The sequence below is a fragment of the Novosphingobium aquimarinum genome (assembly GCF_009746585.1).
Taxonomy (GTDB): Bacteria; Pseudomonadota; Alphaproteobacteria; order Sphingomonadales; family Sphingomonadaceae; genus Novosphingobium; species Novosphingobium aquimarinum.
On the sequence record NZ_WRPO01000012.1, the window covers coordinates 108,439 to 124,380 of the forward strand.

The following is a 15,942-nucleotide window of genomic DNA, read 5'->3' on the forward strand; positions in this document are numbered from 1 at the left end:
ATGCGCGCCGCGATATGACAATGGGCTGGGCCGCCAAGTGGCAAGCCTTGCGCCGACATTCCCCAGATCGCTGGCAGGACCGGCGGCGAACAGCGCGATGAACGCTGCCGCCGGCCCTCCCCTGGCGCGCCGATCAGTAGCGGTAGTGGTCGGGCTTGAACGGCCCTTCCTGCGGCACGCCGATGTACTTGGCCTGCTTGTCGGAAAGCTTGGTCAGCTTGACGCCGAGCTTGTCGAGGTGAAGCGCGGCGACCTTTTCGTCGAGGTGCTTGGGCAGCACGTAGACGCGGTTCTCGTATTCGTCCGACTTGGCGAACAGTTCGATCTGCGCGAGCGTCTGATTGGTGAAGCTCGACGACATCACGAAGCTGGGGTGGCCGGTGGCGCAGCCCAGATTGACCAGGCGGCCTTTGGCGAGGATCAGGATCTGCTTGCCGTCCGGGAACGTGACGAGATCGGTGCCCGCCTTGATTTCCTTCCACTCGTAGTTGTCGAGCGCGGAAATCTGGATCTCGCTGTCGAAGTGGCCGATGTTGCAGACGATCGCCTTGTCCTTCATCGCGGCCATGTGCTCGCCGGTGATGACGCCTTCGTTGCCGGTCGCGGTGCAGAAGATGTCGCAGCGGGTGACGGCTTCTTCCATTGTCACGACTTCGTAGCCTTCCATCGCCGCCTGCAGCGCGCAGATCGGATCGACCTCGGTCACCATCACGCGCGCACCGGCCTGGCGCAGCGAGGCGGCCGAGCCCTTGCCGACGTCACCGAAGCCCGCGACGCAGGCGACCTTGCCGGCGAACATCACGTCGGTCGCGCGGCGGATCGCGTCGACCAGCGATTCGCGGCAGCCGTAGAGGTTGTCGAACTTCGACTTTGTGACGGAATCGTTCACGTTGATCGCGGGGAACGGCAGCTTGCCCTCCTTGGCGATGTGATAGAGCCGGTGAACGCCGGTGGTGGTCTCTTCCGAAACGCCCCGGATCGCCTTGACCGAAGCCGTGAGATAGCCGGGCTTGGCCTTGAGGAAGGCCTTGAGCGCACGGACGAACTCGATTTCTTCGGCGTTGGACGGCTCGAACAGGTCTTCGCCCGCTTCGACCCGCGCGCCCCACAGCGCGAACATCGTGGCGTCGCCGCCATCGTCGAGGATCATGTTGGCGGTGAGGTCGGGATCGCCCTCGCTCGACCAATCGAAGATCTTGCCGACGTAGTCCCAGTAATCGGCCAGGCTCTCGCCCTTGATCGCGTAGACGGGAATGCCCTGCGCGGCGATCGCGGCGGCGGCGTGGTCCTGCGTCGAGTAGATGTTGCACGTCGCCCAGCGGACCTCGGCGCCGAGCGCGACGAGCGTCTCGATCAACACGGCGGTCTGAATCGTCATGTGCAGCGAGCCGGTGATGCGCGCGCCCTTGAGCGGCTTGGACGAACCGAACTCCTCGCGCAGAGCCATGAGGCCCGGCATTTCGGTTTCGGCGATCGCGATTTCGTCGCGTCCGTAATCGGCAAGGCCGATATCGGCGATCGCATAGTCTTTGGTCGCTTCGGCGAGGGTTGCCATTGCGCAGTCTCCTGATGAATCTCGTCTTTGGTCCGGGCGCCGGCCGCCCCTGTCAGGAGCCGGACAGCACATGTCGTGCCGCCGCTCCTACCGATTCACGCCTTCCGACGCAAATATAAAGATTCCTTTATATGCCAATACGCGCTTCCTCCGGGATGCCGCGTTGCCGCACGGCGGACCGCGCCTATATGAGGCACGGACATTCCCACCTGCCCTGCGAAAGGACGAAAACATGACCATTTCCGTTGGAGACACCTTGCCCGACGTCAAGCTGATCAAGGCGACCAGCGACGGCCCGGACGCGGTTCAGTCGGCCGATTACTTCAAGGGCAAGAAGGTGGCGCTGTTCTCAGTCCCCGGCGCCTTCACGCCGACCTGTTCGGCCAAGCATCTGCCCGGCTTCGTCGACAAGGCGAGCGAGCTCAAGGCCAAGGGGATCGACGAGATCGCCTGCACCGCCGTCAACGATGCCTTCGTCATGGGTGCCTGGAACGACGCGTCGGGAAGCAGCGACGTGACCATGCTGTCGGACGGCAACGGCGAGTTCGCCGAAGCGCTGGGCCTGACCATGGACGGCAGCGGCTTCGGCCTCGGCAAGCGCGGCCAGCGCTTCTCGATGGTCGTCAACGACGGCAAGGTCGAACAGCTCAACGTCGAACAGCCCGGCGCCTTCGAAGTCAGCTCGGCCGAACACATGCTCGGCCAGCTCTGAGTGATGATGGCCGGTCGCCAAACGGTGACCGGCCACACATACAAGCGCACCACGGCCGATTTCGTCGGTCAGGCGCCGAACGCATTGCGAACCAAGCGAGCGGCTTGTCGCATGCCGTCGCGGCGGATAGCCTTCAGGCGAAAGAAGGAGATATCATGACGCGTTCGGTTATCGTTACGGGGGGCTTCGGGGTCCTGGGATCCGCAGTCGCGGAAGTTTTCGCCAGCCGCGGCGACAAGGTGGCGCGGATCGATTACGCGCCGACAGCAAGCGCGCCGCTCGCCGGCTCGCTGGAGATCGGCGGAATCGATCTTACCGACGTCGAAGCGACCAAGGGCGCACTGGCCAAGGTCGTCGCCGCCAACGGCGGCATCGACGTGCTGGTCAATGTCGCGGGCGGGTTCGCCTGGGAAACGCTCGAGGACGGCAGCCTGGCAACCTGGGCGAAGATGCAATCGATGAACGTGATGACGGGCGCGACGATCACCCAGCTCGCCTTGCCCGAACTGAAAAAGTCCGAGGCCGGGCGCATCGTGAACATCGGCGCGGGCGGCGCGGTCAAGGCGGGGATGGGCATGGGCGCCTATGCCGCGTCGAAGTCGGGCGTCCACCGCATGACCGAGGCGCTGGCCGAGGAACTGGCCGGCTCCAGCGTCACCGCCAACGCGGTGCTGCCGAGCATCATCGACACGCCGACCAACCGCGCGGACATGCCCGATGCCGATTATTCGGAATGGGTGAGCCCGGACGCGGTCGCCAAAGTCATTCACTTTCTCGCCTCGGCCGATGGCGCCGCGATCACCGGCGCGCTGATCCCGGTTTCGCGCGGCGGGTAATCTTCGCGCCACGCGCGCGGGGCGGCATCGACCGGTATCCGGTTCGGCGCCGCCCGGCTCGCGAATGGCGAGGCCTTCGCCTCAGTAGCCCATCAGGCTCATGACTTCCTCGCGGCTGCGCGAATCTTCGAGGAAGGTGCCCATCATCCGGCTGGTGATCATGCTCACCCCCGGCGTCCGCACGCCGCGCGCGGTCATGCAGGCATGGCTCGCTTCGATCACCACCGCCACGCCGTGAGGCTTCAGGTGCTCCCAGATGCATTGCGCGACTTCGGCGGTGAGGCGTTCCTGGATCTGCAAGCGGCGCGCATAGCCATGCAACACGCGCGCGAGCTTCGAGATGCCGACGACGTGATCGCGCGGCAGGTAGGCAATCGCCGCCTTGCCGATGATCGGCGCCATGTGGTGCTCGCAATGTGACTGAAACGGAATGTCCTTGAGCAGCACGACTTCGTCGTAGCCGCCCACTTCCTCGAAGATCCGCGAGAGGTGGATCGCTGGATCTTCGTCGTAGCCGAGACAATATTCCTTCCAGGCGCGCGCAACGCGCTTGGGCGTATCGAGCAATCCCTCGCGCTCCGGATCGTCACCGGCCCAGCGAAGCAGTGTACGGATGGCGTCTTGCACTTCGTCCGGAACCGGAATTTTGCCGCGATTATCGTCTTCATCGGGTCCTACAAGACTGCTCATCCTCTCGCTCTCCTGTTTTTTAGTCTTTTCATGCGTTCGAGCATGTTGCGGGTGCGGCGCAAGTATCCCTTGCGCCGGAACAGCCCGCGCTTGCTCATCGGTTCGAACATTTCATCAGGCCGTTCCGGATCCAGGATGGCCCCCTTGGCCAGCACTCTTTCAGGTTCGGAGATAGCCTGCAACGGCAGCGTATCGAGGTGTTTGCCGGTTTTCGATTGCGCGTCGATCATCGCGATCATCGATCCGTGCCGTTCCAGTTCCGCTGCCGCCTGCTCGATCGAGAGGCCGCAATGCTCCGCGATCAAGGACAGGCGCAAGTTGCGGATCTGATCGCCGCAATGCGCGTTCTTGGGCCGGGTGACGTCGATGAAGACGTCGCATTCGCTGTCCAGCCCCATCGAGCGGTTGTTCATGTTGGCCGAGCCGACGCGCAGGATCTCGTCGTCGATGATCGTCACTTTGGCATGGACGTAGATCGGCGTGCCGCCGCTGGTGTACGGCGTGAAGATCCGGAAGCGACCGGCGTGATCGACGGCATTGACCACCTCGCGCAGTTCGGCGCGGGCGCTGTCCATCGCCACTTGCTCCAGCCAGCCGTCGGCGTGGAGCGGATTGACGATGACGAATTCCGGCGGATCGGGCTCGGCAAGACGTTCGCAGATCGCTTCGGCGATGAGGCGCGACGCGAAATACTGGGTCTCGGCGTAAATGAATTTCTTGGCGCGGCGGATCTGCGCGACGAACAATTGCTCGATCTCGTTGATCTGCGGGCAATCGCCGTACTTGGCCCGCGTGCGCGCGATGCCGAGTTCCACGTCGCGAAATTCGGCATCGATCGATTCCGGCCAGGCCGATTCCGCTTGCGGCTTGCAGGCCGGCAAGTCGCCGCCGCCCGCCGCTTTCCAGCGCGCGGTCCCCAGCGCCGACAAGCCCTCTGCGATCTCGCCTTCGAGCAGCATCGTCGCATCGTGCCACGGATCGTAGTGCTGCCCGGCGGGGCGCTTGCGGCGCGGATCGTTGTGGACGTGCTCCCGCGTGTCCCAGCGGTCGGTGGTCATGTCGATACCGCCGCAGACCGCGAACTTGCTGTCGATCACCGCGATCTTCTGATGATGGCTGCAGCCGACCGGGTGCGCCGAATCGAACTTGAAATCGATCGATGGCTGCATCGCCCACCGCAGCAGGTCGACCACCATCGATCCGCGCAGCATCGACTTGAACATCGAGATGTTCCACTTGAGGATGCGAACCTCGAGCCCCGGCGTGGTCTTCGCCAGCCACAAGATGAACGAACCGAGCCGCGCGGGGTAGCGGCCCTTGCGCGGCAGGCTCCACCACCGGCGTCCCGACGACAGCAGGATCCGCGTATCGAAATCCCAGCCGATCAGGAAGATCCGTTGCCGGGCCTGCACCATCGCCTCGCGCATGATGTCGAAATAGTTTTCGGCATCGATGACGACATGCGCACGATTGGCCATGGCATAGCGCCACACGGCGGGTTCGATCCCCTCGTCGCCCCAGTCCTGTTGCTCGCCCAAGTGCTGCCCTCAATCCCGCTGCGGCCCGAACGACCAAACGCTTCGGGCCCTTGCGTGTTCCGCTCGAAAACCCGTTGCCGGCGAGACCGCCCCGCGCGGCCGCTACCCCTTCGCGGCACGCAGTGCGTGCCCAACCGGCGAGCTATGCCGCATCGCGCCCGGCGTGGCCAGTCCCGTGACGCGCTGCGATCGCAATCATCGAAGAACGGGGAATTCACGGGCTATTCAGTTGCCAACCCGTACAAGCGGTCCTTAAGAAAACCGGGGGATCGACGCCGCATGCGGCATCGTTTCCAGGTGATGGTCCGATCCACCGGACTGTCCGGCATAGCCGCCAGTGCCCGTCGCAGGCTGCCTCACGTGCCGATCATCACGAGCTTGCCGCCTGTCCCGGAACGGATCGGCGCCCATTGTGTTGGATGTTTTTGTTAGTTGTCCGTGGTTTCAGAGGAGTACACAATGAAGAAGACCCTTATCGCCCTTGCCCTTGCCGGCGCGAGCCTGGTTCCCGCGGCCGCGATGGCGCAGGAAGTGGCTCCCGAAGTACAGGCCGCGCTCGCCGTCGGTGCGATCGTTTATGGGCCACAGGGTGAGGAAGTCGGCAGGATCACGAAGCTGGCCGGCCCCAACGTCGTGCTCGACACGGGCATGCACAAGGCGACGCTGCCCGCCAGCGCCTTCGGCAAGAATCCCAAGGGCCTGCTGATCAGCATGACCAAGATGCAGCTCGACCAGGCCGTTTCCGCCGCGCAGGCGAAGGCTGCCTCGACGCTCGACACGGCGCTGACCACCGGTGCCGAAGTCAAGACGATGGACGGCATGATGGCCGGCAAGATCACCAGCATGGAAGGCGACAACATCACGCTCGAACTGCCCACCGGCAAGTCGATCGTGCTCAAGCGCGAATTCATGATGGCTGACGCCTCGGGCCTCAAGGTCAAGATGGACAACACGACCTTCCAGGGCGCTGTTGCCGATGCGACCGGCACCGCCCCGGCCCCCACTGCCGACGCGACCGCCGACACGGACATGGCGGCAGACGCAGACGCTGACGCTGACGCAGACACGACCGACGACTGAGCCAGTCCACGGTCGCACGCTCGCGGCCGTAGCCTGAACTTTTGAAGATGGCCGGGACCTGGCGAAGGGTCCCGGCCATTTTTCGTTTCGGCGATTTTTCGCTTCATCGCCGCTTCTCTACGCGGATGGGGTTGCAGCGCGGGTCCAGTTCGCCAATAGGCCGGTTGTGCACACCGGTTCGCTTCGGCGCCGCCGGCTTTTCCGACGAGCTGCTGTCAGGCCGCAAGTGACCCGCAAGGATTTGACCTCTTTTGTCTCGCGCTGGACAGCGCGTCTTTCCGATCCGTTCGATGCGGCCCGGCGCCGTGCCGCGACCGCGATCGGCGCGGTGTCTCTCGGCCTCGTCGCCATCCTGTTCGCCATGATGGGCGATCAGGCCCAGACCACGTTCTCGCATGTGGTCGAGCGCCAGCCCTATCTGCCCTTGATCATCACGCCGCTGGGCTTCGCGCTGGTCGCGTGGCTGACGCAGCGCCTGGCGCCCACCGCGCGCGGTTCGGGCATCCCGCAAGTCATTGCCGCGGGCAAGAACGTCGAGATCGCGTACGGCACCCTGCTCTCGCTGCCGACCGCGCTGCTCAAGCTCGCCTTTACCGTGCTGATCCTGTGCGTCGGCGGCTCGGTCGGCCGCGAGGGGCCGACGGTACAGGTCAGCGCCGCGATCATGGTGCTGTGGCACCGCGTGTTTCATGTCCCGATGTCCTCGGGCGTGCTCATCGCCGGCGGTGCTGCCGGGGTCGCCGCTGCGTTCAACACCCCTCTGGCCGGCGTTGCCTTCGCGATCGAGGAGCTTGCCGCGGCCTTCGAGCAGCGCGTCGCGATCCTGGTCATGGCCGCCGTCGTCGTATCCGGCCTCGTCAGTCTCGGCATCGCGGGGGACTACGTCTATTTCGGCGTGATGCGCGATACGTTGACGGTGGGATCGGTCGTGCTGATCGCGCCGGTGGCAGGGATCGTCGGCGGCGCGGCGGGCGGACTGTTTTCGCGGCTGTTGCTGGCCGCCTCGCGGGGCGGGATCGGCTGGTACGACCGGTTGCGGTCGCGCCCGGTACTGCTCGCGCTGACGTGCGGGCTGCTGGTCGCGCTGGTCGGAGTCGGGTCGGGCGGACTGACCTGGGGCACGGGCTACGAAACCACGCGCGGTCTCATCGAGGATACCAACGAATCCTCGCCGCTGTTCGGCCCTCTCAAGTTCATTGCGACGCTGGCCACCGCCGTCAGCGGCGTGCCGGGCGGCATCTTCGCGCCTTCGCTCGCTGTCGGCGCGGGGTTCGGGCATTTGATGAGCTACGCCTTTCCCGACGATTCGACCGCCGCGATCGTGCTGCTGGGAATGATCGGGTACTTCGTCGGCGTGGTGCGCGCGCCGCTGACCGCGGTCATCATCCTGATGGAAACCACGGCCAGCCGAGGAATGATCCTGCCGCTGTTCCTTACGGCCCTGATCGCCGACGGCATCAGCAAGATCGTGTGTCCCGAAAAGCTCTACCACGGTCTGTCGCGCGCCTTTCTGGCTACGGCGCGCACCGAACCGCCCGGCAGCGCCCAGGATCCGGCATTGCCGATTCGCGACAAAACATAGTTTTCCGATTTCCCTGAGAACCTGATACCGTCCAATGCGTTGGCAGCGCGAAGCAACAGGGACACGTGTGCGATTGCGACGACTTGCCGCAACGGCAATCCTCCTGATTACAGGGTGTAATCGGCACCAGTCCGCACTCGCGCCATTCGGCGCCGAGGCGGACGATACGCTGAGTCTCACCATCGTTCTGGCGAGCGGCGCTGCCGTGATCGCGCTCGGCGTCGTGCTGCTGGTCTGGAACGCCTCCAGGGCGCGCGAACACGCGCTGAGCGAGAGCGGCGGGCTGCGCCTCGTGCTCTGGGCCGGCGCGATCTTCCCGACCGTGGTGCTGACGGTGCTGCTCTTGTTCGCCTTGCCGGCGATGCGCCCCCTGCCGGAAAGCGACGCAGATTTGCGCATTCAGGTCGAGGGCGAGCAATTCTGGTGGCGCGTCCGCTACGCCCCGCCCGGCGCCGCGCCGCTGATGGCCGCCAACGAAGTGCGCGTGCCGGTGGGCCGCACCGTGGTGTTCGAACTCACCGCGACCGACGTGATCCACAGCTTCTGGATCCCGGGCCTCGCCGGCAAGATGGACATGATCCCGGGCCGAACCAACCAGCTCGTGGTACGCGCGACCAAGCCGGGCACGTTTCGCGGCGTCTGCACCGAATTCTGCGGCCTGAGCCATGCGCTGATGGCGTTCGACGTGATCGCGATGGAGCCCGCCGCCTTCGACGCCTGGCTCGCCGAAGCGCGGCGCACTGAGCGCGCATCGAGCGGCCGCGGCGCCCAAGCCTTCGACCGGCGCGGCTGCGGCGCGTGCCACGCGATCGCCGGCACGCCGCACCATGCCGTGATCGGCCCCGACCTCACGCACTATTCCGAGCGACTGACGCTTGGCGCCGGCATTCTCGAGCCGACCGTTGCCAACACCGCCGCCTTCATTCGCGATCCTTCGGCGTTCAAGCCGGGCGCCCGCATGCCGGCCTACGCTGCCATGCCGCAGGCTGAAGCGGAAGCCATCGCCCGCTACCTCAAGGGCGCGCCATGAGCCTGCACGAACAAGACGATCCCGAACTGCGCCGGGCGCAGGAGGAGCGGCTGCGCGCCGTATGGGATTCGCCCAAGGGCCTGTTCCTCAAGTGGACCGACACCAACAACGATGCGGTCGGCGCCTGGTACACGCTGACCGCGTTCGGCTTCATGCTGTTTGCCGGCGTCCTCGGCCTGCTGATGCGCGCCCAGCTGGCAGTGCCCGACAACGATCTCGTCGAGCCGGGCACCTTCAACCAGCTGTTCACCCTGCACGGCTCGATGATGATGTTCCTGTTCGCGGTGCCGATGTTCGAGGCGGTCTCGATCGTGCTGCTGCCGCAATTGCTCGGCGCGCGCGACTTGCCGTTCCCGCGCTTGTCCGCCTTCGGTTACTGGTCGTTCCTGCTCGGCGGCGTGTTCGTATCCGGCTCGATCTTCTTCGATGTCGCGCCCGACGGCGGCTGGTTCATGTACCCGCCGCTCACCACCCGCACGGACCTCTCAGGCCTCGGCGCCGACATCTGGATGCTCGGCCTCTCGTTCATCGAGGTGTCTTCGGTGGCCGCCGCGGTCGAGCTGATCGTCGGCGTGCTCAAGTGCCGCCCGCCGGGCATGCGGCTCAACCTGATGCCGCTCTATGCCTGGTACATCCTCGTCGTCGCGGTGATGATCCTGTTCGCCTTCCCGCCGCTGATCGCGGGCGACGTGCTGTTCGAGATGGAACGCCTGCTCGACTGGCCGTTCTTCGATGCGGCGCGCGGCGGCGATCCGCTGCTGTGGCAGCACTTGTTCTGGATCTTCGGGCATCCCGAAGTCTACATCGTCTTCCTGCCCTCGATCGCGCTGTTCGCGATGCTGGTGCCGACGTTCTCGCAGCGCCACTTGCTCGGCTATCCGTGGATCGTGCTCGCCGCCGTGGGCACCGCGTTCCTCTCGTTTGGGCTGTGGGTCCACCACATGTTCACCACCGGCCTGCCGAAGATCAGTCTCGCGTTCTTCTCGGCCGCGTCCGAAGCGGTCGCGATCCCCACGGCAGTGCAGATCTTCGTGTTCATCGCGACGATGTGGGCGGGCCGGGTGATCTGGTCGACGCCGATGCTCTATGCCGCGGGCAGCCTCGCGATCTTCGTGATCGGCGGGCTGACCGGCGTGATGGTCGCGGTCGCCCCGTTCGACTGGCAGGCGCACGACACCTACTTCATCGTCGCCCACTTGCACTACGTGATGATCGGCGGAACGCTGATGCCGCTGTTCGCCGGGCTCTATTACTATTGGCCGCTGATCACCGGCAAGAAGCTGTCCGACCGGCTGGGTCGCATCGCGTTCTGGCTGCTGTTCGTCGGCGCCAACGTCACCTTCTTCCCGATGCACTTGTCGGGGCTGGAAGGCATGCCGCGCCGCGTCTTCACCTATCCGGCCGAACTCGGCATCGACGGGCTCAACTTGGCCTCGAGCATCGGCGCCTACATTTTCGCGGCGGGCGCGGCGCTGATCTGCATCGACCTCGCGCTTTCGCCGCGTCGTGCTCTGGCCGAGCGCAATCCCTGGAACGCGGGCACGCTCGAATGGCTGGCGCACCCGCAGGACGAGCACTGGGGCATCCGCTCGATCCCGCTGGTCGAGAGCCGCTACCCGATCTGGGACCAGCAGGACTTCATGAGGAAGGTCGACGAGGGCCGCTATTTCCTCCCCGATGCCGAGGAAGGTCGGCGCGAAACCATCGTCACCACCGTGCTCGACGCGCGCCCGATCGCCGTGATCCGTCTCGGCACGCCGAGCTGGAAACCGATGATGACGGCGTTCGCGCTGGGCGGCGTGTTCATCCTCACCACCTACCACCTCTACTGGCTCGCGCTGCTATCCGGTATCGCCACGCTGGCGATGGTGCTATGGTGGCTGTGGACCGGCACGGCAGAGATCCCAGAGAAAGAGAGCAAGCCGATCGGCCACGGCATGGAAATGCCGCTCTACCTCTCGGGCTCGTCCGCACCGGGCTGGTGGGCGATGTTCATCACGATGATGGCCGACGCCACGGCCTTTTCCGGGCTCGTGTTCGGCTACTACTTCTTCTGGACCAAGCACGAGGATTTCCCCCCGCCCGAGCTTGCGAGCGCGCCGGGCGTGTTCTGGCCGATGGTCGCGCTGGCGGTGGGCCTCGCGGCTTGGCTGCTGACGGTGGCCGCGCGCGAATGCAATGCGAAGGGCCGCATCGGCACGGCGCGCGGACTGCTGGTGGCAGGCATCGCTGCAAGCATGATCAGCGGCCTCGCCGGTATTGCGGGACCCTGGACCACCGGGATGGAGCCGACGCTTCATTCCTACCCCGCGATCGTCTGGACACTGGCGATCTGGACCAGCGTCCACGCGGCGATCGCGGTGATCATGCTGGGCTATGCCCTGGCGCGCAGCCTCGCCGGAAAGATGACGCCGCGCTACGACGCCGATCTGCGCAACGTCACCGTCTACATGCACTTCCTCGCGCTGACGACAGTCGTCACCTACGCCACCATCGGCCTGTTCCCGGAGCTTGCATGAAGGACGAGAGGCCTCGGACCAAGGAACGCGTCAAGGTCACGCTGTGGACGCTGATCGTGCCGCCGACGACCTGGGCGGCGCACTTCCTGTTCTCCTATCTATGGGCGGCGATATCCTGTGCGAAAGTGGGCAAGTTCGCGACCTTTCCCACGCTCTTCGTCGTCGGCACTGTGATCGCGCTGATCGTGATAGCGGCGTCGGGCTGGATCGCCTGGCGCCAGTCGCGCGTTCCGGGCGACGCGCCGCCGCATCAGGATTCGACCGATGTCGACCGGCTGCGCTTCCTCGCCGTTTCGACGATGCTGCTGGCGGGGCTGAGTTTCGTCGCGGTGATCTACACCGCGCTGCCTGTCGTGTTCATCGGGAATTGCCGGTGAAGCGCGCGGCACTGATCGGCGGGCTCGCGCTCGTGCCGCTGGGCTGGACGCTTTCGGGCCTCGGGATGACCGGGCACATGGCGGCGCACATGATCGCGGTGGCTGTCGCCGCACCGCTGCTCGCTTTCGCATGCACGCGCAGCCGCTTCGATCCCGCCAGCCGTTGGCCGCGCCTTGTCACACCGATGGCGATGATGCTGGTCGAGCTGGCGACGGTGTGGGGCTGGCACTTGCCGCTGCTGCGCGCCTGGACGGCCACTTCGATCCTCGTCGCGGCGGTCGAACAAGCCAGCTTTCTCGCCGCCGGAATGCTGCTGTGGAGCGCAGTGCTGCACACGCCCTCGCGCGCTGCGGGGATCGGCGCGCTGCTACTCACGTCGATGCACATGACCTTGCTGGGCGTGCTCGTCGGCCTCGCGCCGCGTCCGCTTTACGGACACGCGATGCATGCGGCCTCCCCGCTCGGGCTCGAGGCGCTGGCGGACCAGCAGCTGGGCGGAGTCGTCATGCTGGCGATCGGTGCGGGCAGCTATCTGCTGGGCGGATTGCTGTTGCTCGGGCGGCTGCTGCGCGATCCGGAAAAGAGCGCCGCATGATCCTCCGCATCACCTGGAAACGCGTGGTTCTCGCTATCGCGGCGCTGGTGCTGGCGGGCATGCTGTTCGCCTGGTCCGGCCTTTTCCAGATCTCCGCGAGTTCCGGGCACTGGAAGATCACCGACTGGTTCCTGCACTGGACCATGCAGAACTCGGTGCGCACGTACAGCACTTTCCAGACGCCCAAAAAGGTGCGCGACGATAGCGCCCTGGTCAGCGCCGCCGGGCATTTCCGCCAATCCTGCGCGACATGCCATGGCGCGCCGGGGCTTGCGCCCTCGCCCGCAATGCAATCCGCGACGCCGCCCGCGCCCGATCTTGCGACCACCGTCGGCCACTACGACGACGCCGAACTTTTCTGGATCGTTCAGCACGGGGTGAAGTACACCGGCATGCCCGCCTGGCCGAGCCTCGACCGCCCGGACGAAGTGCGCCGCATGGTCGGATTCCTGCGCCGCCTGCCGGACATGACGGCGCGCGAATTTGCCGCGCTGACCGAAGCCCCCGCCCCCGCCACCGCGGACCTTGCCGGCCTGCGCCCCGGCGTGCTGGCCGGCTGCATCGGCTGCCACGGCTCGGACGGGCTTGGTCGCGGGCAGGACGACATCCCCATCCTCGCCGGTCAGAAGCCCCAGGCTCTGGCCGATGCGCTCGCCGCCTATGCCTCGGGCAAGCGCGCCAGCGGGGTCATGCAAGTGGCCGCCGCCGGTCTCAGCCCATCCGACAGGCAGGCGCTGGCGCGCCATTTCGCCGCGATGCCGGGGCTTGTCGACGCTCCACTCGCGGTGACGCACCCGCTGATCATTCGGGGCCTGCCCCAGGATCAACTTCCCGCCTGTCTCGACTGCCACCGCCCCGGCAAGACCGCGCCGTTGATCGGCGGCCAGCGCGCCACGTACATCGCCGATCGCCTGCGCGCCTGGCAGGGAGACAAGACGGTGGTCGATGCCCACAAGCCCGATGCGCCGATGCCGGTGATCGCCCGCCGTATTCCCAAGGATGAGATCGATCCGCTTGCCCGCGCCCTTGCGCAGAGCCCGGGCCGCTGACGTATACGGAAAGTTTTGTGTCTGTGAGTTGAAAATAGGCGGATCAGAGACCATCTTTTCGATGTCGATTGCACGATCGGCGAAGGAACGTTGTTTAGCCTAGCTCACATCCCATGCTTTTCGATCTGAATGATGGACCGCGCACCCGATTAGCCGGAGATGTCGCGATTGTCGGCGCCGGCGCGGCCGGGCTGACCCTCGCTCGCCGGCTCGTGAAGCGAGGTTTGAGCGTCGTCCTGCTCGAGAGCGGCGGCCTCGATTACGAACCGGAAACGGCCGCGCTCAATCGAGGCGACGTGATCGGGCACGAATACCCCGAACTGGAGGACGCGCGGCTGCGGTTCTTCGGCGGTACCACTGCGATCTGGGGCGGTCGCTGCGCCGAACTCGACCCGATCGATTTCGCGCCGAGAAGCTGGGTCCCGCATTCGGGCTGGCCGATCGATCACGCGACCCTTGCCGCCTACTACCGCGAAGCTCGCGAACATCTCGGCTTGCCGGACTGGCACGAACCGTCCCCGCCGCTCGACTTCGATGGGGCTGAACTGCGGTTTCGCTCCTGGCAGTTCGATCAGCGCTTCGATCGCTTCTCCGCCGCCAATTCCCGCGACTTGCTCGACAACCCCCGCGTGACGTTGGTGACTCACGCCACCGTGCGCGAATTGATCCTGTCCCCCTCGCGGCAGGCGATCGAAGCGATCGATGCGGTCAGCCTGCGGGGCGGCCGGCTCAAGGTGCACGCGACCCATTTCGTTCTGGCCGCTGGCGGCATCGAAACCCCGCGCATCATGCTCGCCTCGCGTTCCGTCGATCGCAGGGGCATCGGCAACGATCGCGATCTGGTCGGACGCTTCTTCATGGAACATCCCCACGCGCGCGGCGGCCGCATTCTCGACGCCAGGGCCTGGCCGCTCCTCGGCGCTTTCCGCCGTCGCCACGCGCGCGACCGTTCGATGTTCGCCCACCTCATCGCGGCGTCGCCCGCACTGCAAGAGCGCGAAGGCCTGCTCAACAGTTCGCTCACGATCGCGGCGAGGCCGCCCGCGCATGGTCGGCAATCGGTGGTGATGCAGGCCTATGCCTCGGCCAAACACAAGTCGAACCCGGATCGAAGAGGGCGGGTGCTGTGGCGAGCGCTCAAGCAAACGACACGCACGATGCAGAGCGCAGTCGATCCCGCGCGCCCCTGGCTGATGAACCGGCTCGGCCTGCGCGATCTCGCCATCGTCGTGCGCGCCGAGCAGGCGCCGAACCCCGATAGCAGAGTCGTGCTGGGCGAAGACCGTGACGCGCTGGGCATCCCGCGAGTCCAGCTCGACTGGAAGCTGAGCGAGCTGGATGTCACCAGCGTCGCCGGATTGGTCGGGGCGCTGCGGCGTGAGCTCGAGCGCAAGGGGCTGGGGCGAGTCGAACCGGCGGACTGGCTGCGCGATCCTTCGCAAGGCTGGGTCAACGATTCGCTGGTCAGCATGCATCCGATCGGCGGCTATCACCATATGGGCACGACCCGCATGGCGACCGATCGCTCCGCCGGGGTCGTCGACGCGGACTGCAAGGTCCATGGCATCGCCAACCTTCACATCGCGGGAAGCTCCGTCTTCCCGACCGGTGGCTGGGCCAACCCGACACTGACGATCATGGCCCTGGCGCTGCGTCTGGGCGACAGGATCGCGGCTTTGTCCGCTACCGACAAGACGCTAGGTCCAGCGCGCGAGACCCGTAAGGAGCGCCAGTTCGAAACCCAGGACGGCTGAGCCGGCGTCCCTCGGACGAAGTCGGAACCGCGCCGGCGCCCGAGGGCGCTCAGTTTTGGTTATTCATGCTCTCGCTGTTCGGATTGATGCCCGGATCCACGTCCGGGGTGTTGAGCGAGACCATGAACCAGATGATCAGCAGTGCCAGCGCCCCTGCGATCAACCAGATAATTCGATGCAAAAGCGTTCTCCGACTGCGCGATAGCCCAGCATGACGATGGGCGGGCGACAGGGGACGAGCCCGACTCGCTGTATCCGCCTCCCATCCTCTTCTCATACCTCTAGCCGTTCGTACCACATCGCATAGGGCGTATTGCGTGCAAGATGGCGATTGTAGTCGGGCGCGCCATCCGTCCACCATACCGGGCCCCGCTCACCCAGCGCGCGTTTGGCCTGATCCACTCTCGTCCGGGCTTTGCGCAGGGCGGCATCGTCCTCACCGCGTTTCGCGGCGCCAACGGCCCGGCGGGCGGACATCAGCTCGGTCACCAGTTCGGCGCGGTGAGAACGGCGGTGCAAAATTAGACCACGGTAGCGGCGGCGAAGTGCTGCTGCGGGCGGCGTAAAAGTCGTCCACTTTTTCCCTTTCGCGATGGCGGCGAGGGGGATGAGGGATTTACACCG

The 15,942-nt window shown here is 65.8% G+C and carries 14 protein-coding genes and 1 pseudogene; 10 read left to right on the forward strand and 5 right to left on the reverse strand.

From position 1 onward, the window contains the following. Positions 1-133: 133 nt before the first annotated feature. Complete coding sequence (ahcY, locus tag GQO94_RS13120; protein ID WP_156841993.1) at positions 134-1,555, reverse strand: adenosylhomocysteinase; 1,422 nt, start codon at positions 1,553-1,555, stop codon at positions 134-136. A gap of 232 nt (positions 1,556-1,787) precedes the next feature. Here ahcY and GQO94_RS13125 point away from each other — a divergent pair, with 232 nt between their 5' ends. Together GQO94_RS13125 and GQO94_RS13130 are read left to right on the forward strand one after the other, a co-directional pair. Then, the gene (locus GQO94_RS13125) at positions 1,788-2,267 is read left to right on the forward strand and encodes a peroxiredoxin (RefSeq protein ID WP_156841994.1); all 480 of its coding nucleotides are present in this window, start codon (positions 1,788-1,790) and stop codon (positions 2,265-2,267) included. 155 nt (positions 2,268-2,422) lie between these two features. Next, complete coding sequence (locus tag GQO94_RS13130; protein WP_156841995.1) at positions 2,423-3,103, forward strand: SDR family NAD(P)-dependent oxidoreductase; 681 nt, start codon at positions 2,423-2,425, stop codon at positions 3,101-3,103. 81 nt (positions 3,104-3,184) lie between these two features. Here the strand turns inward: GQO94_RS13130 and folE are convergent, their stop codons facing one another. Further along, entirely contained in the window at positions 3,185-3,793 is a 609-nt protein-coding gene (gene folE / locus GQO94_RS13135; protein WP_156841996.1) for a GTP cyclohydrolase I FolE, read from the reverse strand. After that, complete coding sequence (locus GQO94_RS13140) at positions 3,790-5,271, reverse strand: phospholipase D-like domain-containing protein (RefSeq protein ID WP_156842016.1); 1,482 nt, start codon at positions 5,269-5,271, stop codon at positions 3,790-3,792. The genes folE and GQO94_RS13140 overlap by 4 nt, the downstream gene beginning before the upstream one ends. A gap of 519 nt (positions 5,272-5,790) precedes the next feature. On the opposite strand from GQO94_RS13140, the gene GQO94_RS13145 reads away from it, so the two are divergent. The 8 genes from GQO94_RS13145 (at position 5,791) to GQO94_RS13180 (ending at position 15,318) form a co-directional block, all read left to right on the forward strand. Continuing rightward, the gene (locus GQO94_RS13145; RefSeq protein ID WP_156841997.1) at positions 5,791-6,411 is read left to right on the forward strand and encodes a hypothetical protein; all 621 of its coding nucleotides are present in this window, start codon (positions 5,791-5,793) and stop codon (positions 6,409-6,411) included. A 226-nt stretch (positions 6,412-6,637) separates the two neighbouring features. Beyond that, positions 6,638-7,993 carry a chloride channel protein gene (locus GQO94_RS13150; protein ID WP_408636630.1) on the forward strand — a complete coding sequence of 452 codons (1,356 nt, stop codon included), beginning with the start codon at positions 6,638-6,640 and terminating at the stop codon, positions 7,991-7,993. Positions 7,994-8,066: 73 nt separating this feature from the next. Next, a complete protein-coding gene (gene coxB, locus GQO94_RS13155; protein WP_408636631.1) occupies positions 8,067-9,023 on the forward strand; it encodes a cytochrome c oxidase subunit II in 957 nt (318 codons plus the stop codon). Further along, positions 9,020-11,542 (forward strand): cytochrome c oxidase subunit I, encoded by a 2,523-nt coding sequence (ctaD, locus tag GQO94_RS13160; RefSeq protein ID WP_156841999.1) that lies wholly within the window; start codon positions 9,020-9,022, stop codon positions 11,540-11,542. Before coxB ends, ctaD begins: the two co-directional genes overlap by 4 nt. Beyond that, on the forward strand, positions 11,539-11,919 hold the full coding sequence (locus tag GQO94_RS13165) for a hypothetical protein (RefSeq protein ID WP_156842000.1): 381 nt from the start codon (positions 11,539-11,541) through the stop codon (positions 11,917-11,919). The genes ctaD and GQO94_RS13165 overlap by 4 nt, the downstream gene beginning before the upstream one ends. After that, positions 11,916-12,515: a cytochrome c oxidase assembly protein gene (locus GQO94_RS13170; protein WP_156842001.1), complete on the forward strand. Its 600-nt coding sequence runs from the start codon at positions 11,916-11,918 to the stop codon at positions 12,513-12,515. Before GQO94_RS13165 ends, GQO94_RS13170 begins: the two co-directional genes overlap by 4 nt. Beyond that, the gene (locus GQO94_RS13175; protein WP_156842002.1) at positions 12,512-13,564 is read left to right on the forward strand and encodes a c-type cytochrome; all 1,053 of its coding nucleotides are present in this window, start codon (positions 12,512-12,514) and stop codon (positions 13,562-13,564) included. Before GQO94_RS13170 ends, GQO94_RS13175 begins: the two co-directional genes overlap by 4 nt. A 113-nt stretch (positions 13,565-13,677) precedes the next feature. Beyond that, positions 13,678-15,318, forward strand: coding sequence for an FAD-dependent oxidoreductase (locus GQO94_RS13180; protein ID WP_156842003.1), 1,641 nt, complete (start codon positions 13,678-13,680; stop codon positions 15,316-15,318). 49 nt (positions 15,319-15,367) lie between these two features. On the opposite strand, the gene GQO94_RS21270 is transcribed toward GQO94_RS13180, so the two are convergent. After that, positions 15,368-15,499 (reverse strand): hypothetical protein, encoded by a 132-nt coding sequence (locus GQO94_RS21270; RefSeq protein ID WP_269748769.1) that lies wholly within the window; start codon positions 15,497-15,499, stop codon positions 15,368-15,370. A 92-nt stretch (positions 15,500-15,591) separates the two neighbouring features. Continuing rightward, a pseudogene (locus tag GQO94_RS21045) lies at positions 15,592-15,942 on the reverse strand (hypothetical protein); the annotation flags it as partial.